The organism is Alkalilacustris brevis (genome assembly GCF_003350345.1).
Lineage (GTDB): Bacteria > Pseudomonadota > Alphaproteobacteria > Rhodobacterales > Rhodobacteraceae > Alkalilacustris > Alkalilacustris brevis.
Window position 1 is genome coordinate 94,161 of sequence record NZ_QNVJ01000047.1, and the last position, 25,513, is coordinate 119,673.

A 25,513-nucleotide genomic window follows, 5' to 3' on the forward strand; every position below is an offset into this window, starting at 1 on the left:
CCGAATTGCGGTAGACGCCGGGCCTCCGGCCTGCGCTTTATCCGCCCTGCGGGGCGGGGTGTGGGTCAGCAGCTTCGATCCGGGCCTTGATGTCTCCGGGCTTCACCCCTTGGGCTTCGGCATTCTTCATCACAAGATCGCGCAGTTCGGGCAGGCGATGAAGCAGGCGCAGAAAGCGCGCCTCGTCAAGCCTGAGCAGCGTGCAATGGGTGATGGCCCGCACCTGCCCGCGGCGCATCCGCTTGCCCGCCAGCATCGAGATTTCGCCGAACATTTCGCCACTGCCCAGGCGTTCCTTCTGCCCGCCCACTTCGCGTTCGACCGCGCCCGAGGCGATGAAAAAGACCGAGCGGACCTGTGTCCCGCGGCGGATTATGATTTCACCAGGTTCCGCAAAGATCGTCACCAGCGCCCGCGCAAGCCGGCGTTTCTGACGCGTTGAAAGCCCTTTGAACAGACCGAACCTGTCAACCATTTCGCGTTTGTGCAGGGCAAGATCCAGGCGTGGCCGCGTGTCGACCTGTTGCCGGCGTTGGACCAGTTTCCGCTGCAGGCTCTGAAACAGGTCGGGGCCGATCAGGCCGTCATCGAAACTGTTGAAGATCTCTCGTTCCTCCAGCCGCAGCACGGCCTTGCGCAGAAAGCCGCGCTCGAGCTGTTCAGCATAGCCGGGATATTGCAATTGCAGCCCGGCGATCTCGCGGTCGAGTTCCTCGATCCGGCGGTTGAGCACGCCATGCAGCAGTTCGGCCACGCGGCGGCCATGAATGCGCAGGATCTTGCTGTCAACGAATTCATGCAGGTCGCGCAGGATCATCCGCGTGATCAGCAGAACTTCGAAGCGGGTGGCGACGATGAAGGCCAGCGGGCGCGATATCTGCAGATAGCGGTGCAGCCAGTAGGCGATGCGATGCCCCCAGCCATAGGCGATGTTCTTGCGCGCGGTGGCAAGATAGGCGCTGCGCCCCCCGGCACGCGTGGCCTCGATCAGCCGCGCGACATCGTTGAGCATCTGCTCGACCAGCGCGGTCGAGATCGTGCGCTCGCGAAATCCTTCCAGGATCATTTCACGCTCGCGCCCGGCCAGGGTGATCAGCCCCAGGGTGAGGCGGTCGCGATCCAGAATTTCCTGCGCCTTTTCGGCGTCTTTCACCGCGCCTTCGAGCCTTCGCCCGAAAAGCTTTGCCTCCGAGCGAACGATCTCGTGTGTCAGCTGGTGGCGCCGGGCGGTTTCCGCCACCTCTTCGCGTACGGTTTGCAGGGCTACTGCGAGAACCTGATTTTGCAGCGCCGCCTCGATCGGAGGCAGCCTGTCCAGCCCCAGCCGGCGGATCACCGGCCTGAGCGTCGTGCCTTGCACCAGCAGGGTGAACAGGGTGAAACCCGTGGCCAGCACCGCCACCATTCGTTGTGCCTCTTCGGGGATGCGGGGGTTTTCAGTCACGGCCAGCGCAAGAGCCAGCGTCACTGCCCCGCGCAGCCCGCCCCAGAGGATGACAAAGCGGAAGGCCGGGCTTATCGGCGGCGATACATGCAGGCGGCCAAGCAGCGGCATGAGGCCGAAAAGCGTCAGCGCCCGCGCGACGGTGGCCGCGACGATCACCACCACCAGAAGGCCCAGATCGGCCCATGTCACATCGACCAGCAGGCGCGGCACCAGAATTGCCGCAAGAATGAAGATCAGCGACCCGGCCCAGTGCGACAGCAGTTCCCACGTGTCGCGCAGATAGGTCCAGTGATTGGGCGGAAGCCGCGCCGGTCCGGTCAGGTTCAGCGTCATTCCCGCTGCAACAACCGCCACCACCCCGGACACTGAAAGCAGCTGCTCAGCCGTGATATATGTGACATAGGGCAGCGCGATGCTGATCGAGACCTGCGCAAGCCGGTAGTTGCGGAGCCATTCCATCACCACCACCAGCCCGCGGGCGAGCAGATACCCGGCCAGAGCGCCGTAAGCCAGTTGCAGGATGAAGCTGCGCCACTGATCCGAAAGGGCAGGATCTGTCGCGAAGGGCAGCGCCAGTGCGGCAAACAGACCGAACAGCGCGATCGCGGCGGCATCGTTGAGCAGGCTTTCCCCTTCAATCAGCCGGGTCAACCGCCGCGGCGCCCCGATCTCGCGGAAGATGCTGACCACCGCCGAAGGGTCGGTGGTGGCCACGATTGCTCCGACCAGCAGGCAAACCACAAGCGGCTGGCCGGCAAAGGGAAACAGCGCATACCCGATGGTGAAGGTGGCGATCACCACCGCCAGAACCGCCAGCACGAGGATGGGCACCCAATCGTCGAGCATCCGCCGAAGGTTCAGCGTCAGCGCAACCTGGAACAGAAGTGTCGGCAAGAAGACATACAGAAACACCTGACTGCTGATCGGGAAATCCAGTATTGAACGCGCAAGCGGGTCAAGCGCGTCGGTCAGTTCGGTGCGCAGCAGATAGCCGGCCCCGGCGCCAATGATGATTCCTACGATGGCCAGCAACACCGAAAAAGGCAGGCGCAATCGCTCGGCCAGGGGTTGGCCGACGCCAATCAGGATGAACAGCGTTGCCAGAACGCTGAGGAAGACGACAAGATCCATCCGCGGCAGCCCGGGAAAGGTAATTCTTACAGCAAATCCGATAGTTGCAGCCACCAGGCCAAAGCGCAACTTGAAACCGGGCAAGTCTGCATATGAGCAGGGGTGCCGCGGGACGCCGCCGCCAGTTTTCAGACTTGACGCGCCCGCGCCGCTCGCTTACCTAGCCGCCACCGTGGCGGAGTAGCTCAGTTGGTTAGAGCAGCGGAATCATAATCCGCGTGTCGGGGGTTCAAGTCCCTCCTCCGCTACCATAAAATTCAGGACATCGATAGGAAAGCAAAGGGATTTGACGAGTACGATTCCGTCTATCCCGCCGGTTTTCCCTCCCGCGCCACAGGCTACGCGCTCATTCCCATCCTTCCAGCGGCACCCGCCGTTGGATCGTTCGGGATGGCAGAATTTTCCATGTCGAAAGATATATAGACCCTCTGGTGACGACGGCGGCTGACCATACTTCCTTACGGTCCCTATAGACCGCGCAGTATGCGATCCAGCCGTCGTCACTGCCCGCCAAAATGGGGTGGCGGCCAGTGGCTCCTTCATGCCTCAGGAACCGATTTCCAAGGAACTTCTGTACGAACTTCTGAAGGGCTGCGAGCGGCCTGAGGATCTGCTTGGCGACGCCATGAAGGAGCTGAATTCGTCCACTGCGTTTTGATACGGGGTCTCAGACCCCATGCCATGCCGCTTGTCCGACAATGGCCAGCGTTCCTGCCGCCACCCCCGCCATCAGCGACCGGCGGAGCAGGAACCAGACCGCCATGCCGGTGGCGACAGCCCCCGCGCGCCCCCAGAGCGGCACCGCCGCCAGCGCTGCGGGCGGCTGCATCAGCAATTTGACCACCACCGCCGCGATCAGCGCTGTGGCCACCGCCTGAACCCAGACGAAAACTTCCGAACTGTCGGAAACGCGGCGCGCCAGTACGGTTGCGGCAAGGCGCCATATTTCACTCGGCAGAAAGCCGACCAGCACGACCAGCATATAGGGCCAGTAGGGCCCGAAGAATTCGGCCAGCGCGCTCATCGGCGCATCCGGTGCAGGCCATAGGCGATGCTGCCACCGATCATCCCTGCAAAAAGCAGGTCGAGGTCGGGGCCGACAAGGTGATTCATCACAGGCGCAAGCATCACGCCCAGCCCGATCGCCACGCCATCCATCATCCGCCGCACCCCCGCGACCAGCGACAGCGCAAAGAACAGCGGCGTCAGAAACAAGAAACCCGCCGCAAGAAATGTCGGCAGGCTTGCGCTCAGCCCGAAGCCCAGCCCGGTCAGCGCGGTGCTGACCAGAATGCAGGCATTGGCGAACCCGAAGAAATAGGGCACCCGGTCACGGCGCGGCATCGCGGGCAGGCGGCGGTGCGACTCGATCCAGGTGCTGACAACGACGTAATGCGCAAGCAGGAGCTGCAGGCCGAACCCTTGGCCGCGGCGGCGTAACAGTGGAAGAATCGACACTCCCATCGGCAGAAGCCGCATCGAGGTCAGCGATACCGCCAGCGCGATCGACACGAGCGCGGCCCCCGTCGCCAGCCCGCCAAACAGCACGAATTGCGCCGGCCCGGCCCAGATCAGCGGCGTGGCCATCACCGTCGCCCAGAAAGGCATCCCGATCTCATGGGCGAGCGACCCGATGCCCAGCATCGCGAAGCCGACGACCCAGGCCGGCAGCAACACTGCATCGCGCGCGCCCCGGCCGAACATCTGCAGGTCGCGCCATCGGCGGCCCCTGCCGATGCGCCCGGCCCTTGCCGCCGTTCGGCGCGGAGGGGCGCCGGGCCGGTGCCCCGTGCCGGTCACGCCCCGGGTTGCGCCCGGTCGCCCGCAGCCAGATGCACGACCGTTTCGCCGGTGGCCGCAAAGGTGCGCGTCACCTCGGCCGCGTCATAGATGAACAGCATGAGGACCGGCTCTTCGCCCACATTGTGAAAACAGTGCACCTCGCCCGCGGGGATGAAGGCCACTTCCATCGGGCCGATCGGGTGGCGCTTTCCGTTGAATTCGGCTTCTGCCTGGCCGGCCAGGATCACGATCTGCTCGTCGCAGTTGTGATGATGCAGCGCGACGCTTCTTCCCACGGGGATCGTGGTGGTGCCGGTCGTGACTTCGGCGCCACAGATGCCGCCGTTGCAAAAGAGCCGCGTCACGACCCCGCCGCCGCGGTCTATTTCATCGATCGTGTTGCGGTCACGGACCATTGCGGTCTTTGCGGCCATGATAACCCCTCCGTGAAAATTGGTGTCGGGTGTGCAGGCTGTCAGAGCGGGGCGACACCGCTTCCCGCGGCGATGTCGTTGAGCTTTTCGAGCACTGGCGCCGCTATCGGGATGCCCTCGGCGCTGCGTCTGGCGCGCTCGGCCAGGGCGCGTTCGCCTGGCAGGCGGATCGAATCGAAGCCCGGTCGCAGCCGCGCGCCCTTCATCTCGGCGCCGATGCGGTCGATCTCGTGGCGGAATGTCTCGGGGTCGGTGAAGCTTGCGATATCCAGCGCCACGATGAACTGCCCCGTGTTGGTGACCGAGGAATCGTCGGCATTGTAATCGACCACGTCGCGCCCCATCGCCGCCCCGTTCAGGGTGCCGGCCAGCAGCCCGAACACGAGCGATAGCCCGTAACCCTTGGGCCCGCCGATGGGCAGCAGCGAGCCGCCCGAGGCCTTGGCCGGGTCGGTCAGAGGCTTGCCCTCTTGATCGATCATCCAGCCTTCCGGCATCTGTTCCCCACGCTGTGCGGCCAGCTTGACCTTGCCGTAGGCGGCCACGGTCGTGGCCATGTCGAGCAGGATCGGCGGCCCGTTCCCCGCCGGAATGGCAATGGCGACAGGGTTGGTGCTGAGCAGCATGTCGATGCCACCCCAGGGCGCCATGTGGTTGGCGCTGCCCACCGCCACATAGATTCCTATCATCCCCTCGGCCATCGGCATCGCCGCATAGACGCCGGCGGCACCGGCGTGGTTGCTGTGATGGGCGCCGACCCAGCCCACACCGTGGCTGCGGGCACGGGCGATGGCCTCTTCGGCGCAGCGCTTCATGACCAGATGGCCAAATCCGTTATCGCCATCGACGACGGCCATTGCACCGCGCGAGCGGTCGATGCGGATATCTGGGCGCGGGTTGAAGCCGCCGGCGCGCAACCGTTCCAGATAGCGCGGCAAGCGGAACACCCCGTGCCCGTCGCCGCCGAGCAGGTCGGCCTCGACCATGAGTTCCGCAACCGTCCGCGCATCGGCGGCGGGCAGGCCCTCGGTGTCGAGCACGGCCGAGATGTATTCGATCAGGCGTGGAGCGGGTACCTTGCGGGCGGTTGTTTCGCGCATCGCATCGTCCTTTCATGCTGTCCGGCACCGCGCAATCCGGCGCGCGTGGTCGGCGGCAGGCCGGCAACAGGCATGGCCGCATGGGGGCCGCATGGGGTGGCCGGGCTCAGAAATGGTGTTCGCAAAGTTCCAGGTGCTCCACCTGAGGAGGCTCGGCAAAATAGGGTGACACGAGCGCGCGCCAGGTCTGGAAGTCTTCGGAGTTGCGGAAGTCTTCGGTGTGGTTTTCAAGCGTTTCCCAGCGCACCACCAGCATAAAGGGGCGGGGCGGCTCGTGAAGTCGGCGCAGTTCCATCCCCAGGCAGCCCCTGGCGCGTTGAAAAAGCGGCGCCGCCTTGGCCACCCCCTTTTCAAACTCTGCCTCGCATCCTTCCCGCACCTTGATTCGCGCAATCTCGATCGGCATCTGCTCTCCCTTGATCTGCCCCGGGTGGCCGGTGTTTCCCGATGCGGATGCTCGGGTGGCCGACAGGGAACGAGAAATCATACTTCCTGCTGCCGGGCATTTCCATGCCCGATGGTCCTGCCTGCCGACGCAGTGATCCGCGAGTGCATGGTCTCTCGTTTCCTTATGGCGGGCAATAGAGATTATAATTTCCATCGCGCCGCCAAAGCTGCAACGATAACGGCGAGCAGGGCACACGCCCGGCATGGCCGCCGCAAGGCCTGGCCCGGATACGGCTTTCCCGTCAGGAGGAACGCAGCAGAAATGGCAATGCAGGTTCTGGATTTTGCGCAAGCAGAGGTAGACCCGAGAGAATTTCGCAACGCGCTGGGCCGCTTCGCCACCGGCGTGACGGTGATTACCACCCGCACACCTGCAGGCAAGTGCGAGGGTATGACGGCGAATTCGTTTTCGGCGCTGTCGCTGGACCCTCCGCTGGTGTTGTGGAGCATCAAGCGCGATGCGCCCTCGCTACCGTCCTTTCAGGAGGCGGGCGTGTTTACTATCAACGTTCTGACACAGGAACAGGCGGATCTGTCGCATCATTTTGCCACGCGGCAGCTTGACAAGTTCTCCGAATTTATCGTGCCGGATGGCCAGAACGGCTGCCCGCTGCTGGAAAATGCCCTGGCCTTTTTCGAATGCCGCCTGCAACAGACGATCGAGGCGGGCGACCACCTGATAATGATTGGCGAGGTTACACGCGCCGGGTATGACGAGGCTGCCGATCCGCTGCTGTTCAGCGCCGGGCGCTACGCTATTGCCGCCGCCCTGCCCAACCGTGATGCTCGCGATGACCTGGCATCGATGTGGGAGGGGCTGGGCTGATCATGCGTGGCCGCACCGACCGTTACCCGCCAATCCCACGCGCCGAGTGGACCGAGGCGCAGCGCCGGCATGTGCAGCCGATGCTGGACGGGCCACGCGGCGAGGTCGTCAGCCCATTTGTGCCATTGATGCGCAGCCCCGAACTGATGGACAGGGTGCAGGCGGTGGGGGCTTACCTGCGCTATCGCAGCGCGATAGGCCGGCGGCTGACCGAACTGGCCATCATCGTTACCGCACGGCACTGGGACCAGCATGTGGAATGGGCGATTCACGCGCCGATCGCATTGCGCGAAGGTATAAGCGCCGAGTCGATCGAGGCCATCGCCGCGGATCGCACCCCCGAGGTCGCGCCAGAAGATGAATGCGTCATCCACGCCGCAGTGTGTGAGTTGCTGGCTTCGAATGATCTGAGCGACACCACGCATGATCGGGCGCGGGCGCTGTTCGGGGAGCGGGGTGTTATCGACCTGCTCGGCATCGTTGGCTACTATTCGATGCTTTCGGTGGTGATGAACGGCGCGCGCACGCAGGCCCCGGCGACTGCGGCGCCGCCCCTTGCGCCGCGCGCCAACCGGCAGTGACGGTCTTTGCGGGGTTGTGCGACGCGCATGGGGGTGCAAGCATCAAGGAAGGGGTTCCGGGGACAGTCTCACATGAATTCCAGACAAATGATTCCCTGGCCAGGACCGGCCTCGGGGGAATGGGCCGCGCGATATGCCGCGGGTTGTAGTTCGAGACGAACAGGGGGGGAGCACATGAAGCAGGTAGAAGTTGCCGTTATCGGGACGGGCTGGTGCGGGGGTATCCGCGCCGAAACTCTGGCGCATTCGGCACTGGTCGACAAGCTGCACATCTGCGAGATCAGGCCCGATCGGCTTGAGGAGGTCCGGCAACTGACCAACCCCGCCACCGCGACGCTGGATTATCAGGACATTGTCCGAAACGACGCCATTTCGGTGGTCTACATCTCCACCACGCCCGAGCAGACACATTATCCGATCGCGCGCGACTGCCTGAGGGCGGGCAAGCATGTGCTTCTGGAAAAGCCCATCGCGATGGAGTTCTGGGAGGCTGACGACCTTATCAATCTGGCAAGCCAGAACGGGGTGAAGTTCACCATCGGCTATTCGCAGCGGTTCAACACCAAGGTCGCCTACGCCAAGAAGCAGATCGCGAGCGGGGCGTTGGGGCGGGTGGTCAATGTCATGGTCAGCCGTCACCTGTCGCGCAGCCTTGGCAAGAAAATCGCCTCGCGCGTGCGGCTGTCGCCGGCAGTGATGGAATCGACCCACGACCTGGATTTCGTGTTCTGGATGCTCGAGCCCGCGAAACCCGTCCGCGTCTATTCTCAAGGCGCCTATGGCTACATGAAGGATGTCAACGGCTCGTATGACTGCATGTGGTCGACCGTGACGATGGACGATGGAACGCTTGTGGTGGTTGGCGGCGGCTGGAACCTGCCGCCGAGCTATCCGAATTTCTGCGCCACCTGGATCGAGATCACCGGCACCGAAGGGGCGCTGATGCTGGATGACACGCATCGTGACAAATGGCTCAACACCATGTCCGAGGGCACGCGCTATCCGATGTCGACCATGCCGGGCGAACAGGTCGATCACGTCTTTGCCGGGCAGATGGGGCCGGAGACGTTGCATTTCCTTGAATGCGTACTTCTCGACAAGCCGGTGATGGTTGCCCCGGAACATGCCCGGATGGTGATGGAGACCTACCGCGCGGCCGATCTTTCCGCTGAGTTGAACGAACCTGTCGACCTGCCGCTGAGCAACAGCGCACTTGCCGCGATCGCTGACATGACGCAGGCCGCCTCGGCGGGGCAATGATGCCCGCCAAGCTGCGCGCAGGTGTTCTGGGCCTCGGCAACATGGGCCGGGGGATTGCCGCAACACTTGATTGTGCGGGGCTGTTGGCTGCGGCCTGGGATGCCGCCCCCGCGGCGCTTGCCAGTTGCCCGCTGTCATCCGGTGTGGCGCGCAGCGGGCCGCGGGATGTCGCAGGCTGCGATGTGATTTTGCTGGCCGTGCCCGGCAGCCCCGAGATTGCCGCGCTGTTCGACCGTCCCGACGGTCCGCTTTCCGTCACGACGCCGGGCCGGGTGATGATCGACCTCACCACCTCGGACCCGGCCAAGACCAGGGCGCTGGCCGAACGGGCCGTGGGCGCCGGCGCTGCCTATCTTGATGCGGGCATGACCGGCGGCGCGGCGGCGGCCGAAAACGGCCAACTCACGCTGATGATGGGCGGCGAGGTGGCGGCGCTCGAACGGGCGCGGCCGGTGCTCGATGCGATCGCGGCGCGGGTCTTTCATCTGGGCCCGGTGGGCGCGGGCCACACGATGAAACTGGTGCACAACATGATCTGCCACACGACCTTCCTGGCCACGGCGGAAGGTTGCCGCGCGGCCGAGCGCGCGGGCATTGCCCTGAAAGATGCGGTCGATGTGCTGAACGCCGGAAACGCGCGCAGTTTCGTGAGCGAGCGGCGCTTTCCCGATCATGTGGTCAGCGGGCGCTTTGACGGGCGCTCGCATGTTGGAACTCTGGCCAAGGATCTTGCGCTGGCCGAGGCGCTGTTTGCCGGATTGGAGCAGCCTGCGTGCTATGTCGGGCTGACCACCCGGCTGCTGCAGGTGGCGCGGGATGGCGGCCTGGACGGGGATGATTTCACGCGCCTCTACCCGGCCTTCGACGATCTGGTCGAGGCGTTGGAGGATGCGCAGCTATCCGGACAAAGCGGAAAAAGCGGCGATCAGCCGAAACGAACCTGAAAGGAAGCGGCCCTGCCGCCAGCGTGCGTGGCGGGCAACCTGCCTGAACGAAGAAGGGCGGGCGCCCTTTCGGATTGCGCCCGCCCCCATGTCATGCCGTGCTGGCCCATCCGTCAGAACGAGGCCACAAGCTCCTGATACCGCTGCGCCTGGTTGCGGCGCATCGCGTCGTATTCCGGGCCGTCCACATGCAAGGTGTTCTCGCCCAGGCGGCCCATGAGGGCGTTGTAGGTGCCATCGTCGTTAAGCCCGGCGAAAGCGTCCCGCAGTATCTGCATGCGGTCCTCGGGCACACCTGCTGGCGCCAGAACCGAGCGATGCATCACGCCGATATCGGTCACCACCTCATAGCCAAGCTGCGCGGTTGTCGGGATACCGTCGAGGATCTCCTCCTCGCCAACCACCAGAAGCGGGCGCAGCGGCTGCCCAGCCAGCACCGAGGGGAAAGCGAAGGTGAAATCCAGATCGCCCGCCAGCAGCGCCTGGATCACCGGCCCGCCGCCCTGATAGGGAACGAGGTTGGCATCGACGCCCACTTCGTTGAGCAGGGCAAGCCCCGGCACCATGAACGCGCCCCAGTTGCCGCTGTGGCCGAAGGTCAGATCGCCCGGGTTCTCCTGCCCGTAAGCGACGAGATCCTCGAAGGTTTCGAACGGGCTGTCCTCGCGCACCACGAGGATCGGCTGGGCGGTGTTCACCCGCGCGACCGCCTCGAAATCCTCGTTCGGGTCATAGGGCAGATTGGTGACATGCTGCTGCAGCTGGTCGATGAAGTTGTGGGTGAACAGCAGCGTATAGCCGTCAGGCTGGGCCTGGGCGGCGGCGGCAGTGCCGGTCTGGCCACCTGCGCCGGGCATGAGCTGCACGACGACCGGCTGACCCAGAATGCCCGGCAGGACCGAGGTGATGACACGGGCATTGAGGTCATGCGAGCCGCCCGCGCCCAGCGGGATGATCATGGTGATTGGCCGGTTCGGGAAATCTTCGGCCGTGGCCGCCCCTGCGCCCAGCCCCAGCGCGGCAATCGCGCCGATGACTGTTGCCTTGATATTTTTCATTTTTTCCTCCTCCTTGGCGATACTAGAGTGTTGTTTTCGGGATGATTGCACCCCCTGCGGCCTTCTTGCGGGCCGGTTGATCAAGGGCTACCTGCCGGCAGCCTCGACATGACGGTTCTGGCGCCGTTGTCTGCGGGCGATCCAGAAAATGAGAATTGGCATCAAGACGAGCACCGTAACGGTGATGGGCCGCGATGAAACGAGGTATCCCGCCAGATCGCCACGCGACAGCAGCACTGTCTGACCGATGGCATATTCAAGCGGCGCCGCCAGAATGAACCCCATCACCAGCGGGGTGACGTCGAAATGCAGCTTGCGGCAGCCGTAGCCGAAGATCCCGAAGGCGATCATGAAGTAGAGATCCATCGGATTGGAGCGATAGACATAGGTGCCCGCCACCGCAAAGAGCAGCATCATCGGCACGAGATAGGCCTTGTTGATCCCAACGACGCGCGCAAAGAGCGGGATCAGCAGGTAGCCGATCACCAAAAGCAGCACACAGGCGACCAGCATCGACAGCAGGATCGCATAAAGCAGCACCCCCTGGTCCTGGAACAGTTGCGGCCCCGGTCGTAGCCCCTGCGCCACGAAAGCCCCCAGCATGATCGCGGTGATGTTGTCGCCCGGGATGCCCAGCGTCAGCAGCGGCACCATCGTCGGCCCGTTCACCGCGTTGTTGGCCGCCTCGGGCGCGGCGACGCCATTGATCTCGCCCTTGCCGAAGCGTTCGGGCGTGGCCGAGGCGTTCTTGGCGGCCGAATAGCCCATGAAGGCCGCAACCACCTGCCCCACGCCGGGGATCACCCCGATCACCCCGCCCAGGGCGGTCGAACGCAGGATCGTGCGGCGGCATGACATGATCTCGGCCCAGGTCAGCCGCTCACCCTCGGGGCGCATCTGCCGGGCGTCAACGACGTTTGACTTGCGGCGCTCGATGGCAAGAAGGATCTCGGGGATGGCGAAAAGCCCGATGATCAGCGGCAACAGGTCGATGCCCGCCTGAAGAGGATGAAACCCGAAATCGAAGCGTGGCATCGCACCGATCGGGTCCTGCCCGATCATTGCAAGGAACATGCCGATCAGCAGCATCAGGAAGCCTTTGGCAAAGACGCCTGAACTGGACACCACGATGATCAGCAGGCTCAAAATGAGTATGGCGGAAATCTCGGGCGGGCCAATCATCAACGCGACCATGGCAATGATGCCGATCACCAGGATGGTGCCGAACGAGGACAGGAAATCACCGACCGCCGATGCGATAAGCGCGATTTCCAGCGCCTTGCGCGACTGTCCGTTGCGGGTCATCGCCGGTCCATCCAGCGTGGTGGCCACCGAGGCGCCAGTGCCCGGTATGTTGACCAGGATCGCCGGTATGGAGCCGCCGAAGATCCCGCCCTTGTAAACCCCAATCAGGAAGGGAATGCCCAGAATCGGGTCCATGAAGAACGAGATCGGCAGCACGATGGCCATGGCCATCACCGTGGTGAAGCCCGGCAGCGCCCCCACCAACATCCCCAGCGTCAGCCCCGCCGCGATGATCAGGATTACGTCAAGGCGTATCAGCATTTGCGCGGCGTCGAGGATCATCTCGATCATTGTTACCCCCAGGGGAAAGCTGGCAGCGAAACGCTGAGCATTCGCGTGAACAGGAAGTAGATGAAGAGAGGCGCCCCCACGCCAACGATGCCGATGCCGACAGGATTGCGCGAGCCGTAGTAAAGCGAAATCGTCGTCGCCACGAACATGCTGGAGGCCACATATCCCACTGGCCGCAGCAGCGCGACATAGGCGATCATCACCACCAGGACGAACGCGACGTTGAAATACGCCACGCCGGGCAGGCCCCGAAACATGTTGTTCTCGCGCAGGCGCAGGCTTGCCAGCGCAAAGATCAGCCCGTTCGCGATGAACAGCATACCCGCAATATACGGGAACATGCGCGGGCTGATGCCCGAGCTGCTGCGTCCGAAAAAGGCCGGCGGCTCGGCAACCTGATAGGGTGTGAGCAGGATGATCGCGAGGCCGAAAAGCGCCGAGCCGATTGCGATCCCGGTGTTGAAATTGAACTGCGGCGCGGCGCCGGCCTTGTCGCGCTCCATCACCCGCGCACTCCCCCGCCTGGTTCCTGCCCGCCCGTCCGCGGGCTATTGTTCAGGTCTGTCCGGAAATCCACAGCGCGACCCATACCACCAGCGGCAAAGCCGCGAGCGTGCTCAATGTCGAGACCACGATCACCCCGGCAATGCGCTCGGGCGAGCGGGCGAACCGTTCGGCGAAGATCACGTTGATGACTGCGACCGGCATCGTTGCCATGATCCAGACAACACCGGCCTCGGCAGCACCCAGCCCGAATGCGAAGATCACGGTCAGCGCCCCGGCCGCTCCGGCGGCAAAGCGCATCGCCGACATCCCGAAGGCGATGCGTAGGTCGCCCACCTTCAGTTGCGCCAGCGACACCCCCAGCAGAATCAGCATTGCCGGAATGACGAGGCCGCCCAGAAGCTCGGTCGTGCGCATGATCCAGGCGGGCACCTCGGCTTCGGTGAGCAGCACCAGCACCGTCAGCGCGCTGGCATGGACGATCGGTTGGCGCATCAGCGAGGCGAGCTCGACCCGCCCGGCACTGATCACCAGCCCCAGCGTGTGCTGAGAAATCGAAATGACCAGGAAATAGGCGATTGCCAGTGCCAGCCCCTCGACCCCGAAGACCATCGCCGCCAGCGGCAGGCCCATATTGCCCGAATTGCCGTGCATTGCCGTCAGCAGATAGGTGTTGAGCGGCAGCCGCGCCGCCCGCAGCACCGCCACCCCCACCGCGGTCGAAACCGCGATCACCCCGGCCGCCGCCAGCGCGATCAGCCCCACTTCGGAGACGCGGATATCGGCCCCTGTCAGCGTAGAGAAGATCAGGCAGGGCGTGCCCACATTCAGCACGATGCTGCCAATGGTGGCGTTGTCGAAGGGCAGGCTCCGCCAAGCCCAGACATAGCCTAGCGCGACAATCGAAAGAACAGGCGCAATCACCGCCAGAATCTGGACGAACAAGGCGGATTGTCTCCTCCTGGGTGAAGCGGCTGTGCCGTGTGGGTGGGAGACCTGACTGAATCATGAAGGCCGTTCGCAATTTGCCATGCGTTCCATCACCCGGCAGACTGCCGCGGCGTCGAGATGCGCCATGCCCTGCGCATTGGCGGCATGATAGAATTGCAGCGCCGCCTGATAGAGCGGAATCGGCGCCCCGTGCGCGGCGGCATGTTCCGAGATGATGCGTGAATCCTTGAGCGGGATGGAGAAGTTCATCCCCTCTTTCGCATAATCGTTCTCGGCCATCAGTTTGCCGCGCACCTCGAACATGGCCGAACTGGAGCCGCTGCCCGAGATCACCTCGTGAAACTGCTGCGGGTCCAGCCCCGATTTCATCGCCAGGACCATGACTTCGGCGGCGACGGTGTTATGCACCAGGTTGAGGATATTTCCGCAGAATTTCGTCTTGGAGCCGTTGCCGAACGCGCCCAGGTAGTGCTCCTTCTTGCAGAAGGTCAGCAGCGTTTCGCGCACCTCTTTATATGCGTCTTCGGGGCCGCTGCAGAAGGCCGTCAGCCCCTTGGCAAGCGCCATGATCCGATTGCCGCTGACCGGGCAGTCCAGAACCCGCCGGCCATGCGACTCGAGCACATCGCGGGCGGCTTCCTTGTCGGCAACCGCAAGGGTGCTCATCTCGACCAGGATCTGCCCTTGGCCAGGTATGGCCGAAATGCCGGTTTCCGTGTCTGCCACTTCACGAAGCGCTGCTGTATTGGGCAAGCAGGTGAACAGCAGCCGCGCCTCGCGGGCGACAGCTTGCACATCGTCGGCCAGCACCACGCCGCTGGCCACCGCAGCCTTGCGCGCGGCTGGCGCCGGATCATGGCCCAGAACGGTTTTTCCGGCGGCCACGATGTTTTCCGCAATTGCCGAGCCAAGCACGCCCAGGCCGATGAACCCCACGTCGTAAGCCATTTCCCCCCTCGGCTCATGTGTCAGGTGCGCGCATAGGCGCATTGCCAGACCGGGCCGTTACCGCACACTTCCATTCGTGGGTGCCAAGCCGGTGGTCGCTCTGGCAAGAGCCTGCGGATGGCACAACACAAATGAGTGTATCGCCAGGGCTTTGCATTTTTCAAGAAATCGTTTCTGATATGTATGATATCTTTCAATGTGGGGTCAGTGCGTTGCCCGTGCTTCGATATGGTATAAGAGTTCGATATAAATATTTGTAAAAGCATAATATTGCATGAAGGCTTGGAGAGGCGCTCATGCGAGCAGGCCTTCCGAAGTATGCTTGAAAGTGGCTTTTGGAGAATCCGTGATATATCATGCAGGAGTAAAACATGGTGTCAGCCGATTCAGGGGTTCTGGCAATGTCGGGTACTGATGTCTACGAAACGCTGCGGTCGGAGATCTTGTCATGCGACATGCAGCCCGGCAGCCAGTTTCAGGAGCGCCAGATCGCGGTTCGCTTCAATGTCAGCAAATCGCCGGTGCGTGATGCCCTGATCAAGTTGCAGGAGCAGAACCTGGTCGAAGTGATCCCTCGCAAAGGGTATCGTGTGACGCGGATCTCGCTGACCGATGCGCGTGAGCTGTATGAGATGCGTCTGATTCTCGAGCGCGAGGCTATCCAGCGGCTGATCGAGACGGGCGACGCCACCACCCTTGAAGGGCTGGATTGCTTTCGTGACGGGCCGGATGATGGCGTGTTGGAAGACTGGAACGTCTATAACCGGAATTTCCACGTCTACCTTGTCAGGAACTGCGGCAACTCCCGGTTGGCGCGGCTGGGCATCGAGACGATAGAGCAGTTTGACCGCATGACCCATATGAGCGTGTCGCGGCGGCTGACAGACGAGGTGCCAGGCGCCAAGCAACTGCGCCTCAGGAATCGCGTGCGCGAACACGGCATGATCATCGATGCGGTGCAGGCGCGTGACAAGCGTCGTGCTGCAACACTCGCGCGCGAGCATATCGAAGGGTCACGCAAAAGGCTGTTCGATGCGCTTGAAAGCGCGCCGATCGTGTTGTGACACGCGACGTCCAGAGTCGCGAAGAAAAGGAGAAGCCGAAGCGGCAGGATGCCCTCGCAAGTGCTGCACACAATGGCATACCCGCCCCGAAAAAGCAGTGTCACCCACCGGCTGGGCAGCCGCGCTTTCGAAATCAGGCACCCCGCGCGCGGCGGCCGATTGGCAGCAGATCATCGCCGAGGCGGGGCGCGCCTGCACCCCTATGGCTGGTTGCGCAGACGGTCTGAGCCCAGGCAAGATGGCGCGCACCTGCAGCGAGGAAAGAAAAGGAAGGAAAAGGCATGACTTCGCAAGGCGTGCAGATGCGACTTGGTGGGTATCAGGGGGCTGGATCGGTGCTCACCGGAGGGATTGCCCGGTTTTGCGATGAGCTTGCGGCCCGCGTCGGCGACCGCATTGTCATCGCGCGCGAGGATGACGTGACGCGCAAGGGCGCCACCGCGCGCAGCCTTTTCGACGGGATCGAAAGCGGCGCCTTCCAGGCCGGCTACATGAACTCGGGCTACCTGGCGGGCAAGGTGCCGGAGTTGGGGATTGTTGATCTTCCTTTTTCGGTCGATTGCCGCGCGCGAGCGCATGACGCGCTCGATGGCGAGGCGGGCCGGCTGTTGCGTGCTGCGGTGCGGCGGCGCAGCGGCTATCGGGTGCTGGGCTTCTGGGACAACGGTTTTCGCCACATCACCAATTGCAAGCACCCGATCCGGACGCCGGCAGATTGCACCGGCCTGCGGGTGCGCACGATCGACAATCGCACCTATGTCGAGACGATGGCGGCCCTGGGTTTTGCGCCGGTGGTGACGGATGTATTGGAACTGCGCGAGGCGGTCCTGACAGGCCGCGTTGATGCACAGGAAAACCCGCTGACCAATACCGTGGGGTTCGATATCCAGGTCCATCACAAGCATCTGACACTGAGCGGGCATTTCTTTGGCGTGGCGCTGTTTCTGTGCAATGAAGCCTGGGCGGCCGCGCTGCCCGCTGAGCTCCAGGGCGCCATTGCCGAGGCCGCCGATGCCGCAACTGCACACCAGCGCCATTTGGCACGGCAGGCGGATGAGTCCGCGCTTGATCGGCTGCGTGCCGATGGGGTTGAGGTGACTGACCTCGGTGAAATGGATCGCGCCGCCTTCAAGGCCGCCTGCGCTGCGGTCGTCGCCCACCAGCAAGCCAGCCTGCCCGAGCGGCTTTTCCGTGCTTATCTGTCATCCTGACCCGGCAGGCTGCGTTTTCGCGTCGCCGCGCTCCGTGGCCTCTTGCGCAGTGCTGCCACCGGGAAATGCGTCACTCTGAAATATCATGACGCCTGAAAATGGTGTCGTCGGGGCAGCCACGGGCGTGGGCTTGTCAGGCATGGCGCCATAATTTACTGATTGTGTCTGCGGTTCTGACAGTAAAGCTGAAGTGGCCATGGTTGACAAAAACCAGGATCTTGTGCGCACGAATATATATCAACGTCTGCGTTCAGAGATGTTGTCCTGTGTGCTGAAGCCAGGTCAGCAATTACGCGAGAAGGATCTGGTGGAGCGATTTTCAGTCAGCAAATCGCCCGTCCGGGATGCACTTCTCAAACTGGAAACGCAGGGCCTGGTCGAGGTGTTGCCCCGCCGTGGCTACAGGGTGCGGCGGATAGATGTGAGCGATGTGCGCGATATGTATGGCCTGCGTCATGTGCTTGAACGTGAGTGCACGCTCATGCTGATCGACACGGCCTCGGATTCGATCCTGCGCGAGCTTGAGCAATACCGCAGCGCACCGGATTGCCCCGCTCTGGCCGACTGGATCACCTATAACCGGGCCTTTCACAGCCATATCGCACGTTATTGCGGCAATCGGCGACTGGGGCGCATCACCTGCGAGACGCTCGAACAGTTCGACCGGCTGACCTATGTGAGCGTTTCGCAGGCCGCCGACCTCTCGCTTGATACATTCGTGGCCGAGCATGGGCAGTTGATCGATGCGATCCGCGAACGCAACCGCCGCCGCGCAGCCCGGCTGACGCGCGAGCATATCGAGGCCTCGCGCCGCCGGGTGCTGGACAGCCTTGAAGCCGCGTCCATTATCGACACCAACCCCGCAAACATCTGAGCCAGCTGCCGTAGCCGGTGCAGCCCGCGCCTTTCCGGTGACTGCACGATCAAACAAGGAGAGGAGAGATAGCCGCAATGACTGACAACCGCTTTGCCGATTGGCCCGAGGGGCTGCAGAAAGAGATGCAGGAGAATACCCATAACGGCTGCGTGGGCAGCGTTCTGGTGTCTGAAACCGACCGCGTCCGCGTCTGGCATCTGCATTTGCCGGTGGGCAAGCGCTGCACCTTTCATCGCCATGTGCTCGATTATTTCTGGACCTGCCACAGCCACGGCAAGGCCCGCGGCTATTTCGAGGATGGCAGCGTGCGTGACGTGACGCATTTCCCCGGCGACACCAAGCACCTGAATTACGGCAAGGGGGAATACATGCTGCACTGCGTCGAGAATATCGGCGACACGGATCTTCTGTTCACCACGGTCGAGTTCAAGCAAAGCGCGAACCCGCCGCTGGATGTGCCCGACAGCGTGCGGCTAAAGGTTCCCGCCTGAAACGGGCGCACGGCTCCGGGCGCGCGCCCGTCGGCAAGCTGACCTGAGCCCGGGCAATTGCGATTGCCCCGGCGGCAGGCTGGCCTGCTGATGCCGCCGAAGCTGCGGACGGGCGCCTTAGCTCTTGGTGCCGCGTGGGGGATAGTTGTTTCCGGTCGCGAATCTGATCTTGGCGGGCAGGGTGGCGATGTCGGGCCGGGGCCACGGCATGCTTGCGATATTCACGAGGTAGATTGCATCGTCACGGTCGATCAGGAAAAGCGCCGGCTCGCAGAACAGCGGGCTTTCGGCCTCCTTGATCGATTCGCTTAGGTAAAGGTCCCAGTCGCGCGCCTGTGCTTCGGTCAGCCCGTAGCCGAGTGCAAGATGCTCCAGACCCCAGTCTCTTGCCGACTGCTCGGCGCGGGCGCGGGTATCCATGGATATGGCAATCACATCCGTGCCAGTGGCTGCATAGTCGGGCAACAGCCCTTCCAGCTGGGAAAGGAAGGCTTTGCAGGCGGGGCAATGCAGCCCCCTGTAAAAGACCACCATTGAAAAGGTTTCCGGGGTTTGTTCGGCCAGGCTCCACGGCCCCGAAAGGGTTTCGACCGAGAGCGCGGGCGCTTTTGAACCCGGGTGCAGGCGTGTCATGGCAATCCTCCTCTTGATCCTCTCGCATTCCGGTTGCTATTTATCAACCGATAGATAAGAATTGCAAACGATGTTTTCGTCACATTGCGCAAGCAGGATGGACGCCCTGACCAGGCAGGAACACCGAGGACAGGCAGGAACACCGAGGATGAAGAGCAGCTCCTTTGCTTACAGACGCGCCGCCACTGCCGAGGAGGCGGTGGCCCTTGCCCGCGAGGCCGGTGAAGACGCGCGATTTCTGGCAGGTGGCCAGAGCTTGCTTGCGGCGTTGAATTTCCGGCTCGATGAGCCCTGCATGTTGATCGATATCGGGCGTATCGGCGCGTTGCGCGGGATACGCCGGGTCGAGGGCGCCTTGAAGATCGGCGCGTTGACGCGCCATGCCGAGATCGCGGCGAGTGTGGAAATCGCCAAGCATCTGCCGCTGGTCGCACAGGCGATCCACGAGGTGGCGCACCCCGCCATCCGCAATCGCGGCACGTTCGGAGGCTCCATCGCGCTGGCTGACGCTGCCGCGGAAATGCCCGCCTGCGCGCTTGCCCTGGGGGCCAGAATGCATCTGCTCGGCCCCGATGGGCCGCGAAGGGTCGCGGCTGATGAATTCTTCCTCGGGCTTTACGAAACGGCGCTGGAACCCGGCGAACTGCTCACGCATGTGGAAATTCCCATTCCGCCAGCCGGCGCGTGCCACGGATTTGCCGAGCTTGCGCGCCGCCGTGGCGATTATGCGATGGCGGGCCTTGCCATGATGCTTGGCCCCCGCACGGGTGCGGGGCGCGATTGGGCGCGCATCGTCTTCTTCGGCATTGCCGACCGGGCGGTCCGCAGCCCGTCGGCCGAGGCGGCCATTGTCGCCGGGGCCGCGCCGGAAGAATGCGCAGCCTGCGCAACCGACGGGCTTGACGTGTTCGGTGACATGAACGCCGCCGAAAGCACCAAGCGCCATTATGCGGCTGTTCTGCTGCGGCGCGAACTGGACAGGATCAGCGACGAGGAGAACCGGGTATGAGCGCGCCTGTTCAGATAACACTCAGCATCAATGGCGAGCCGATCACCGCGACCGTCGCGCCACGCATGATGCTCGTCGATTTCCTGAGGGAAGTTGCCGCGCTTACCGGGACGCATCTGGGATGCGCACACGGGGTATGCGGCGCCTGTACGGTGCGGCTGGACGGGGCATCCGTGCGCAGCTGCCTGATGCTGGCCGTGCAGGCGGAAGGCACCGAAATCGAAACCATAGAAGGGCTGGCCGACAGCGGCGCCGAAGCCGACCTTCTCGACGCATTTCACCGGCATAACGCTGTGCAATGCGGCTATTGCTCGTCCGGTATGCTGGTTTCTGCAGCCGAGTTGCTGGCGCAGGGGGGCGTTCCGGATCGTGCCACGATCCGCGATCACATCTCGGGCAATTACTGCCGGTGCACCGGGTATCAATCCATCGTCGATGCCGTCGAGGAAGTGGCGCGCACGCGTGCCGGCAAGGCAGGAGCAGGCGCATGAGTGTGACAACCCGTTACGACCGTCCGAACAGCTATATCGGCAAATCGGTGCCGCGCCCGAATGCGGTTCGCCTTCTGCACGGGCGGGGCCGCTATGTCGATGACAAGGTTCTGCCACGGATGCTCCACGCGGCCTTCCTGCGCTCGCCGCACGCCCATGCGCGCATTCTGCGAATCGACGCCGCCGCCGCGCGCTCCATGCCCGGGGTGGTGGCGGTGTTCGACGGTAACGACATCGCGCAGGTCATGACACCTTGGGTAGGCGTGCTTACCCATCTGTCGGGGATGCGCTCGCCTCCGCAGCCGGCGCTGGCGCGCGACGTGGCGCGCTGGCAGGGCGAGCCGGTGGTCATGGTGGTGGCCCATAGCCGTGCGGCCGCCGAAGATGCGCTTGAGCGTATCGAAGTGGAGTATGAGCCGCTTGTGCCCGTGTGTGACATGCAAGCAGCGCTCGCCCCGGAGGCGCCGCGCATTCACCCCGAGCTTGACAGCAACCTGTGCTGGGAGCGCAAGATCGAGGTCGGTGATGTCGACGCCGCTTTTGCCGCACAAGGGGCCACGGTGGTCGAACGAAGTTTCACCTTCGGGCGCCACACCGGCGTGACGCTGGAGCCGCGCGCCGTGATCGCCGATTACGACCCGGCCGAGGACCGGCTGACCATGCATTATTCGGGGCAGGCCCCCCATATGATGCAGGCGGTTATCGCGCGGCACCTGAACATGCCCGAAGCCCGCGTGCGGGTGGTGGCCCAGGACGTGGGCGGCTCGTTCGGAATCAAGATCCATACCTATGGCGACGAGATGGCGACTTTGGCGGCCTCGAAGCTGCTGCGCCGCCCGGTGAAGTTCGTGGCTGACCGGCTGGAGAGCTTCCAGTCCGACATCCACGCCCGCGATCACCGGATCACCGCGCGGGCTGCGATTGATGGCGAGGGCAGGCTTACCGCGGTCGAGATCGACGACATCACCGGGATCGGCCCCTACAGCGTCTATCCGCGCTCATCGGGGATCGAGGGCAACCAGGTGATCAACCTTACCGGCGCGCCCTACGATCTGCCCGCGTATCGCGCGCGGCTGCGGGTCGTGTTCCAGAACAAGGTGCCCATGTGCCAGTATCGCGCCGTGGGCCACCCCATCGCCATGGCGGTGATGGAGGGGCTGATGGATGAAATGGCCGCGGCTAGCGGGCGCGACCCAGCGGAATTACGGCGCCTCAACCTGCGCGCCGATGACAGCTACCCCTCGGCCTCGCCGCAGGGGATGCGTTTCGCCGATCTGTCGCATCAGGCGTGCCTCGAAAAGCTGCTCGACCTGATGGACTACAAGACGCTGCGGGCCGAATGCGACCGGCTGCGGCAGCAGGGGGTCTACCGTGGCATCGGACTGGTCAGCATGGTTGAAGTCACGAACCCCTCGCCGATGTTCTATGGCGTCGGCGGCGCGCCGATCGCGGCGCAGGATGGCGCGAGCGTGCGGCTCGATGCGTCGGGCGCGGTGCATGTTTCGAACTCGATCACCGAGCAGGGGCAGGGAACCGAAGCGATACTTGCCCAGATCGCGGCCGAGGTGATGGGCGTCGATATTTCGACCGTGCATGTTGTCACCGGCGACACGGCGGTCGTGCCATATGGCGGGGGCACCTGGGCCTCGCGCGGTGCCGGCATCGGGGGCGAGGCGATGTATCAGGCCGCGCGCGCCTTGCGCCAGCAGATTCTCGCCACGGCGGCGGCGATCTTGCAGACAAGGCCCGAGAAGCTCGACCTATGCGAAGGGCAGGTGGTGGATGCCGACAGTCTGGAGCCCCGCATCCCGCTGTCCGACCTTGCCCGCATGGTCTATTATCGCGGCAACGAACTGCCTGAAGGGTTGCAGCCCGAGTTGATCGCCAGCCGGCATTTCAAGGTCTCGGATTACCCGTTTGTCTTCACCAATGGCGCGATGGCCTCTTATGTCGAGGTCGATCCGGAAACGGGCATGGTAAAGCTTCTCGGGCATTGGGTTGTCGAGGATGTGGGAACGATCCTCAACGAAAAGCTCGTGGACGAGCAAATTCGCGGTGGCGTGGTGCAGGGGATCGGCGGCGCGCTGTTTGAGGAGTGTCTCTATTCGCAGGATGGGCAGCTTCTGAACGCGACGATGGCGGATTATCTCGTGCCGATGGCCAGCGAGATGCTCGATATTCACATCGCCCATGTCGTTACACCCACGCGCACATCTGAACTGGGTGCCAAGGGGGCGGGCGAGGCGGGAACGGCCGGTGCTCCGGGCGCGGTGATGAATGCGGTCAACGATGCTCTGCGCCCTCTGGGGGCGCATATGGCGCAGATGCCGATGACGCCCGAGCGGATACTCCGCGCGCTGGGCCGGGTCTGACACAACGCCGCCGCGATGGCGGCTGCGCAGGGCCGGCGCTTCTGCAATGCTTGGCCCGAGCCTGATCTTGCGCTTGCATTCGGCGTAAATTATCAATTGATAGATAGCGCCGCGCAGGTTCGGCGCACTCTCGTAGTCAACCGGTCGGAACGGAAGGGAGCACGCGTCATGGCGATCCAGTATCTGAAGCGGGGAAAACCCGAAGCGGACCGCGCGCAGGACGACGCGAACACGCGCGCGGTGGTCGAAGGGACCCTTGCCGACATAGAAGCGCGCGGGGATGCCGCCGTTCGTGATCTGAGCCGGAAGTTCGATGGTTTCGAGCGCGGGAGCTTTCGGCTGAGCGCATCGGAGATCGAAGCCGCGATGCAGAAGGTCAGCGCGCGCGACATGGAGGATATACGTTTCGCGCAAACCCAGATCCGCCGTTTTGCCGAGGCGCAGCGCGCCACCATGACCGACCTCGAGATCGAAACGCTGCCGGGTATCATTCTGGGCCACCGCAACATCCCCGTGCAGTCGGTCGGCTGCTATGTGCCGGGCGGCAAGTTTCCGATGGTGGCCAGTGCGCATATGTCGGTGTTGACGGCGCAAGTGGCCGGTGTGCCACGCATCGTGGCCGCGGCCCCGCCGGTCAAGGGCGAGCCGCACCCCGCCATTGTCGCGGCCATGCATATGGGCGGCGCACATGAAATCTATGTTCTGGGGGGCATTCAGGCCGTAGGCGCAATGGCACTTGGAACCGAGACGATTGACCCGGTTCACATGCTGGTCGGCCCCGGAAATGCCTTCGTGGCCGAGGCCAAGCGCCAGCTTTTTGGGCGTGTGGGGATCGACCTTTTCGCAGGGCCGACCGAAACCATGGTGATCGCCGATGGCACGGTGGATGCCGAACTATGCGCAACCGATCTGCTTGGCCAGGCTGAACACGGCTACAACTCGCCCGCCTGTCTGATCACCAATTCCCGCAAGCTGGCCGAGGACACGCTTGCGGAAGTCGATCGCCTGCTTGCCATACTGCCCACTGCGGAAACCGCTGCAATCAGCTGGCGCGACTATGGCGAGGTGATCCTGTGCGACAGCCATGACGAGATGCTGCAGGTGGCAAATGACATGGCCTATGAGCATGTGCAGGTGATGACCGACCGCGACGACTGGTATCTGGAGAACATGGCCAGCTACGGCGCGCTGTTTCTTGGCCCGCGGACCAATGTGGCCAACGGTGACAAGGTGATCGGCACCAACCACACCCTGCCCACCAGGAAGGCCGGCCGATATACCGGCGGGTTGTGGGTGGGCAAGTTTCTCAAGACGCACAGCTACCAGAAGGTGCTGACCGACGAGGCCGCGGCGATGATGGGCGAGTATGGCTCGCGCCTGTGCATGCTGGAAGGGTTCGTCGGCCATGCGGAACAATGCAATGTCCGGGTGCGCCGCTACGGGGGACGCAATGTGCCTTATGGTGCAGCCGCCGGAACCCCTGAGGTGGAATGATGGCAGTCGCCCCGCAACTTCCCTCCTTCCGGCTCGATGGTTGCCGCGCCCTGGTGGCCGGCGCGTCTTCGGGGATCGGGCTGGCCTGTGCGGCGGCGCTGGTTCAGTCGGGCGCGCATGTTTTCATGGCTGCGCGCGGGGCCGACAGGCTGCGTGATGCGGTGGCGGCCATGGCCGATCTGGGCGGCACGGCGGAGGGGCTGGCGCTTGACCTGACTGATATTGACGCCATGCGCTCGGCCGTGGCCGAGAACGGGCCGTTCGATGTGCTGGTAAATTCCATGGGCCACGCGCGGCATGGTCCCGCCCTTGAGACCACGCCCGAGGATTTCGACGCGGTCATGAACGTCAATGTGCGTGCTGCATACTTTCTGGCGCAAGCGGTGGCGCGGGGGTTGGTGCAGGCCGGGCGGCCCGGGTCCATCATCCAGATCTCCAGCCAGATGGGGCATGTCGGCGGTATTGATCGTGGTGTCTACTGCGCCGCCAAACATGCCGTCGAAGGCATGACCAAGACCATGGCGATCGAATGGGGCGGGCATGGCATCCGGGTGAACACCCTCAGCCCCACCTTCATCCGGACCCCGCTGACGCAATCCACCTTCGACAATCCCGAGCGCCGCGCCTGGATCGAAAGCAGGATCAAGCTTGGTCGTGTGGGCGAGGTCGAGGATATCATGGGCGCCGTGGTCTATCTGGCCTCGCCGGCCTCGGCCCTTGTCACCGGCACGTCGCTTCGGGTCGATGGTGGCTGGACGGCTGAATAGCAGGGCAGAACTTCGGAGCGGCCACGGCGCTGTGCGCCGCGTTGCATGGTTGTGGTTTCGCCTGCTACCGGGATAATCACATGGCGACAGACAAG

General features: G+C 63.6%; 25 protein-coding genes and 1 tRNA gene. 14 read left to right on the forward strand and 12 right to left on the reverse strand.

What is annotated here, in order from left to right:
• Positions 1-37 precede the first annotated feature (37 nt).
• Positions 38-2,578, reverse strand: a complete 2,541-nt coding sequence (locus DQ229_RS06795; protein ID WP_114965507.1) for a cation:proton antiporter — start codon at positions 2,576-2,578, stop codon at positions 38-40.
• A 174-nt stretch (positions 2,579-2,752) separates the two neighbouring features.
• Between DQ229_RS06795 and DQ229_RS06800 the strand changes: the two genes are divergently transcribed.
• Positions 2,753-2,829: transfer RNA gene (locus DQ229_RS06800), tRNA-Met, on the forward strand.
• A 416-nt stretch (positions 2,830-3,245) separates the two neighbouring features.
• Here the strand turns inward: DQ229_RS06800 and DQ229_RS06805 are convergent.
• The 5 genes from DQ229_RS06805 to DQ229_RS06825 form a co-directional block, all read right to left on the reverse strand.
• Positions 3,246-3,602 (reverse strand): AzlD domain-containing protein, encoded by a 357-nt coding sequence (locus DQ229_RS06805; RefSeq protein ID WP_114965508.1) that lies wholly within the window; start codon positions 3,600-3,602, stop codon positions 3,246-3,248.
• Positions 3,599-4,282 (reverse strand): AzlC family ABC transporter permease, encoded by a 684-nt coding sequence (locus DQ229_RS06810; RefSeq protein WP_114965509.1) that lies wholly within the window; start codon positions 4,280-4,282, stop codon positions 3,599-3,601. Before DQ229_RS06810 ends, DQ229_RS06805 begins: the two co-directional genes overlap by 4 nt.
• A 92-nt stretch (positions 4,283-4,374) precedes the next feature.
• Positions 4,375-4,794, reverse strand: a complete 420-nt coding sequence (locus DQ229_RS06815) for a cupin domain-containing protein (RefSeq protein ID WP_114965510.1) — start codon at positions 4,792-4,794, stop codon at positions 4,375-4,377.
• A gap of 41 nt (positions 4,795-4,835) precedes the next feature.
• A complete protein-coding gene (locus DQ229_RS06820) occupies positions 4,836-5,894 on the reverse strand; it encodes an Ldh family oxidoreductase (RefSeq protein ID WP_114965511.1) in 1,059 nt (352 codons plus the stop codon).
• A 106-nt stretch (positions 5,895-6,000) separates the two neighbouring features.
• On the reverse strand, positions 6,001-6,300 hold the full coding sequence (locus DQ229_RS06825) for an antibiotic biosynthesis monooxygenase family protein (RefSeq protein WP_114965559.1): 300 nt from the start codon (positions 6,298-6,300) through the stop codon (positions 6,001-6,003).
• A 111-nt stretch (positions 6,301-6,411) separates the two neighbouring features.
• Between DQ229_RS06825 and DQ229_RS06830 the strand changes: the two genes are divergently transcribed.
• The 4 genes from DQ229_RS06830 to DQ229_RS06845 all read left to right on the forward strand — a co-directional run bounded on the left by DQ229_RS06830 (position 6,412) and on the right by DQ229_RS06845 (position 9,952).
• Positions 6,412-7,167 carry a flavin reductase family protein gene (locus DQ229_RS06830; protein WP_238380983.1) on the forward strand — a complete coding sequence of 252 codons (756 nt, stop codon included), beginning with the start codon at positions 6,412-6,414 and terminating at the stop codon, positions 7,165-7,167.
• Positions 7,168-7,169: 2 nt separating this feature from the next.
• Positions 7,170-7,748 carry a carboxymuconolactone decarboxylase family protein gene (locus DQ229_RS06835; RefSeq protein WP_114965513.1) on the forward strand — a complete coding sequence of 193 codons (579 nt, stop codon included), beginning with the start codon at positions 7,170-7,172 and terminating at the stop codon, positions 7,746-7,748.
• Between the two features lie 174 nt (positions 7,749-7,922).
• Positions 7,923-9,008, forward strand: a complete 1,086-nt coding sequence (locus DQ229_RS06840) for a Gfo/Idh/MocA family protein (RefSeq protein ID WP_114965514.1) — start codon at positions 7,923-7,925, stop codon at positions 9,006-9,008.
• Complete coding sequence (locus DQ229_RS06845; RefSeq protein WP_162300771.1) at positions 9,008-9,952, forward strand: NAD(P)-dependent oxidoreductase; 945 nt, start codon at positions 9,008-9,010, stop codon at positions 9,950-9,952. Before DQ229_RS06840 ends, DQ229_RS06845 begins: the two co-directional genes overlap by 1 nt.
• Positions 9,953-10,065: 113 nt before the next feature.
• Here the strand turns inward: DQ229_RS06845 and DQ229_RS06850 are convergent, their stop codons facing one another.
• The 5 genes from DQ229_RS06850 to DQ229_RS06870 all read right to left on the reverse strand — a co-directional run bounded on the left by DQ229_RS06850 (position 10,066) and on the right by DQ229_RS06870 (position 15,009).
• Entirely contained in the window at positions 10,066-11,010 is a 945-nt protein-coding gene (locus tag DQ229_RS06850) for a tripartite tricarboxylate transporter substrate binding protein (protein WP_114965516.1), read from the reverse strand.
• Between the two features lie 87 nt (positions 11,011-11,097).
• A complete protein-coding gene (locus DQ229_RS06855) occupies positions 11,098-12,606 on the reverse strand; it encodes a tripartite tricarboxylate transporter permease (RefSeq protein WP_114965517.1) in 1,509 nt (502 codons plus the stop codon).
• Between the two features lie 2 nt (positions 12,607-12,608).
• On the reverse strand, positions 12,609-13,109 hold the full coding sequence (locus DQ229_RS06860) for a tripartite tricarboxylate transporter TctB family protein (RefSeq protein ID WP_114965518.1): 501 nt from the start codon (positions 13,107-13,109) through the stop codon (positions 12,609-12,611).
• A 52-nt stretch (positions 13,110-13,161) separates the two neighbouring features.
• A complete protein-coding gene (locus tag DQ229_RS06865; RefSeq protein WP_114965519.1) occupies positions 13,162-14,055 on the reverse strand; it encodes an AEC family transporter in 894 nt (297 codons plus the stop codon).
• 60 nt (positions 14,056-14,115) lie between these two features.
• Complete coding sequence (locus DQ229_RS06870; protein ID WP_162300772.1) at positions 14,116-15,009, reverse strand: NAD(P)-dependent oxidoreductase; 894 nt, start codon at positions 15,007-15,009, stop codon at positions 14,116-14,118.
• Between the two features lie 371 nt (positions 15,010-15,380).
• Here DQ229_RS06870 and DQ229_RS06875 point away from each other — a divergent pair, with 371 nt between their 5' ends.
• The 4 genes from DQ229_RS06875 (at position 15,381) to DQ229_RS06890 (ending at position 18,652) form a co-directional block, all read left to right on the forward strand.
• Positions 15,381-16,073 (forward strand): GntR family transcriptional regulator, encoded by a 693-nt coding sequence (locus DQ229_RS06875; protein ID WP_114965521.1) that lies wholly within the window; start codon positions 15,381-15,383, stop codon positions 16,071-16,073.
• A gap of 281 nt (positions 16,074-16,354) precedes the next feature.
• Positions 16,355-17,284, forward strand: coding sequence for a TRAP transporter substrate-binding protein (locus DQ229_RS06880; protein WP_114965522.1), 930 nt, complete (start codon positions 16,355-16,357; stop codon positions 17,282-17,284).
• Between the two features lie 196 nt (positions 17,285-17,480).
• Positions 17,481-18,158, forward strand: a complete 678-nt coding sequence (locus DQ229_RS06885) for a GntR family transcriptional regulator (RefSeq protein WP_114965523.1) — start codon at positions 17,481-17,483, stop codon at positions 18,156-18,158.
• 77 nt (positions 18,159-18,235) lie between these two features.
• Positions 18,236-18,652, forward strand: coding sequence for a cupin domain-containing protein (locus DQ229_RS06890; RefSeq protein ID WP_114965524.1), 417 nt, complete (start codon positions 18,236-18,238; stop codon positions 18,650-18,652).
• A gap of 117 nt (positions 18,653-18,769) precedes the next feature.
• Here the strand turns inward: DQ229_RS06890 and DQ229_RS06895 are convergent, their stop codons facing one another.
• On the reverse strand, positions 18,770-19,285 hold the full coding sequence (locus tag DQ229_RS06895; RefSeq protein WP_114965525.1) for a redoxin domain-containing protein: 516 nt from the start codon (positions 19,283-19,285) through the stop codon (positions 18,770-18,772).
• 148 nt (positions 19,286-19,433) lie between these two features.
• Between DQ229_RS06895 and DQ229_RS06900 the strand changes: the two genes are divergently transcribed.
• The 5 genes from DQ229_RS06900 (at position 19,434) to DQ229_RS06920 (ending at position 25,418) form a co-directional block, all read left to right on the forward strand.
• Entirely contained in the window at positions 19,434-20,294 is an 861-nt protein-coding gene (locus DQ229_RS06900; RefSeq protein ID WP_114965526.1) for an FAD binding domain-containing protein, read from the forward strand.
• On the forward strand, positions 20,291-20,785 hold the full coding sequence (locus DQ229_RS06905; RefSeq protein WP_114965527.1) for a (2Fe-2S)-binding protein: 495 nt from the start codon (positions 20,291-20,293) through the stop codon (positions 20,783-20,785). The genes DQ229_RS06900 and DQ229_RS06905 overlap by 4 nt, the downstream gene beginning before the upstream one ends.
• Complete coding sequence (locus tag DQ229_RS06910; protein WP_114965528.1) at positions 20,782-23,157, forward strand: xanthine dehydrogenase family protein molybdopterin-binding subunit; 2,376 nt, start codon at positions 20,782-20,784, stop codon at positions 23,155-23,157. Before DQ229_RS06905 ends, DQ229_RS06910 begins: the two co-directional genes overlap by 4 nt.
• Before the next feature lie 168 nt (positions 23,158-23,325).
• Positions 23,326-24,651 carry a histidinol dehydrogenase gene (hisD, locus tag DQ229_RS06915; protein WP_114965529.1) on the forward strand — a complete coding sequence of 442 codons (1,326 nt, stop codon included), beginning with the start codon at positions 23,326-23,328 and terminating at the stop codon, positions 24,649-24,651.
• A complete protein-coding gene (locus tag DQ229_RS06920) occupies positions 24,651-25,418 on the forward strand; it encodes an SDR family NAD(P)-dependent oxidoreductase (RefSeq protein WP_114965560.1) in 768 nt (255 codons plus the stop codon). Before hisD ends, DQ229_RS06920 begins: the two co-directional genes overlap by 1 nt.
• The last annotated feature ends 95 nt before the right edge of the window (positions 25,419-25,513 follow it).

Bases quoted from the DNA above. Each gene is read 5' to 3' on its own strand.
- DQ229_RS06845 (WP_162300771.1), top strand. From the start codon at position 9,008: ATGCCCGCCAAGCTGCGCGCAGGTGTTCTGGGCCTCGGCAACATGGGC.
- DQ229_RS06835 (WP_114965513.1), top strand. From the start codon at position 7,170: ATGCGTGGCCGCACCGACCGTTACCCGCCAATCCCACGCGCCGAGTGG.
- DQ229_RS06830 (WP_238380983.1), top strand. From the start codon at position 6,412: ATGGTCCTGCCTGCCGACGCAGTGATCCGCGAGTGCATGGTCTCTCGT.
- DQ229_RS06840 (WP_114965514.1), top strand. From the start codon at position 7,923: ATGAAGCAGGTAGAAGTTGCCGTTATCGGGACGGGCTGGTGCGGGGGT.
- DQ229_RS06900 (WP_114965526.1), top strand. From the start codon at position 19,434: ATGAAGAGCAGCTCCTTTGCTTACAGACGCGCCGCCACTGCCGAGGAG.
- DQ229_RS06910 (WP_114965528.1), top strand. From the start codon at position 20,782: ATGAGTGTGACAACCCGTTACGACCGTCCGAACAGCTATATCGGCAAA.
- DQ229_RS06795 (WP_114965507.1), bottom strand. From the start codon at position 2,578: ATGGATCTTGTCGTCTTCCTCAGCGTTCTGGCAACGCTGTTCATCCTG.
- DQ229_RS06905 (WP_114965527.1), top strand. From the start codon at position 20,291: ATGAGCGCGCCTGTTCAGATAACACTCAGCATCAATGGCGAGCCGATC.
- DQ229_RS06810 (WP_114965509.1), bottom strand. From the start codon at position 4,282: ATGTTCGGCCGGGGCGCGCGCGATGCAGTGTTGCTGCCGGCCTGGGTC.
- hisD (WP_114965529.1), top strand. From the start codon at position 23,326: ATGGCGATCCAGTATCTGAAGCGGGGAAAACCCGAAGCGGACCGCGCG.
- DQ229_RS06815 (WP_114965510.1), bottom strand. From the start codon at position 4,794: ATGGCCGCAAAGACCGCAATGGTCCGTGACCGCAACACGATCGATGAA.
- DQ229_RS06855 (WP_114965517.1), bottom strand. From the start codon at position 12,606: ATGATCGAGATGATCCTCGACGCCGCGCAAATGCTGATACGCCTTGAC.
- DQ229_RS06920 (WP_114965560.1), top strand. From the start codon at position 24,651: ATGGCAGTCGCCCCGCAACTTCCCTCCTTCCGGCTCGATGGTTGCCGC.
- DQ229_RS06875 (WP_114965521.1), top strand. From the start codon at position 15,381: ATGGTGTCAGCCGATTCAGGGGTTCTGGCAATGTCGGGTACTGATGTC.
- DQ229_RS06860 (WP_114965518.1), bottom strand. From the start codon at position 13,109: ATGGAGCGCGACAAGGCCGGCGCCGCGCCGCAGTTCAATTTCAACACC.
- DQ229_RS06825 (WP_114965559.1), bottom strand. From the start codon at position 6,300: ATGCCGATCGAGATTGCGCGAATCAAGGTGCGGGAAGGATGCGAGGCA.
- DQ229_RS06885 (WP_114965523.1), top strand. From the start codon at position 17,481: ATGGTTGACAAAAACCAGGATCTTGTGCGCACGAATATATATCAACGT.
- DQ229_RS06880 (WP_114965522.1), top strand. From the start codon at position 16,355: ATGACTTCGCAAGGCGTGCAGATGCGACTTGGTGGGTATCAGGGGGCT.
- DQ229_RS06805 (WP_114965508.1), bottom strand. From the start codon at position 3,602: ATGAGCGCGCTGGCCGAATTCTTCGGGCCCTACTGGCCCTATATGCTG.
- DQ229_RS06890 (WP_114965524.1), top strand. From the start codon at position 18,236: ATGACTGACAACCGCTTTGCCGATTGGCCCGAGGGGCTGCAGAAAGAG.
- DQ229_RS06870 (WP_162300772.1), bottom strand. From the start codon at position 15,009: ATGGCTTACGACGTGGGGTTCATCGGCCTGGGCGTGCTTGGCTCGGCA.
- DQ229_RS06895 (WP_114965525.1), bottom strand. From the start codon at position 19,285: ATGACACGCCTGCACCCGGGTTCAAAAGCGCCCGCGCTCTCGGTCGAA.
- DQ229_RS06850 (WP_114965516.1), bottom strand. From the start codon at position 11,010: ATGAAAAATATCAAGGCAACAGTCATCGGCGCGATTGCCGCGCTGGGG.
- DQ229_RS06820 (WP_114965511.1), bottom strand. From the start codon at position 5,894: ATGCGCGAAACAACCGCCCGCAAGGTACCCGCTCCACGCCTGATCGAA.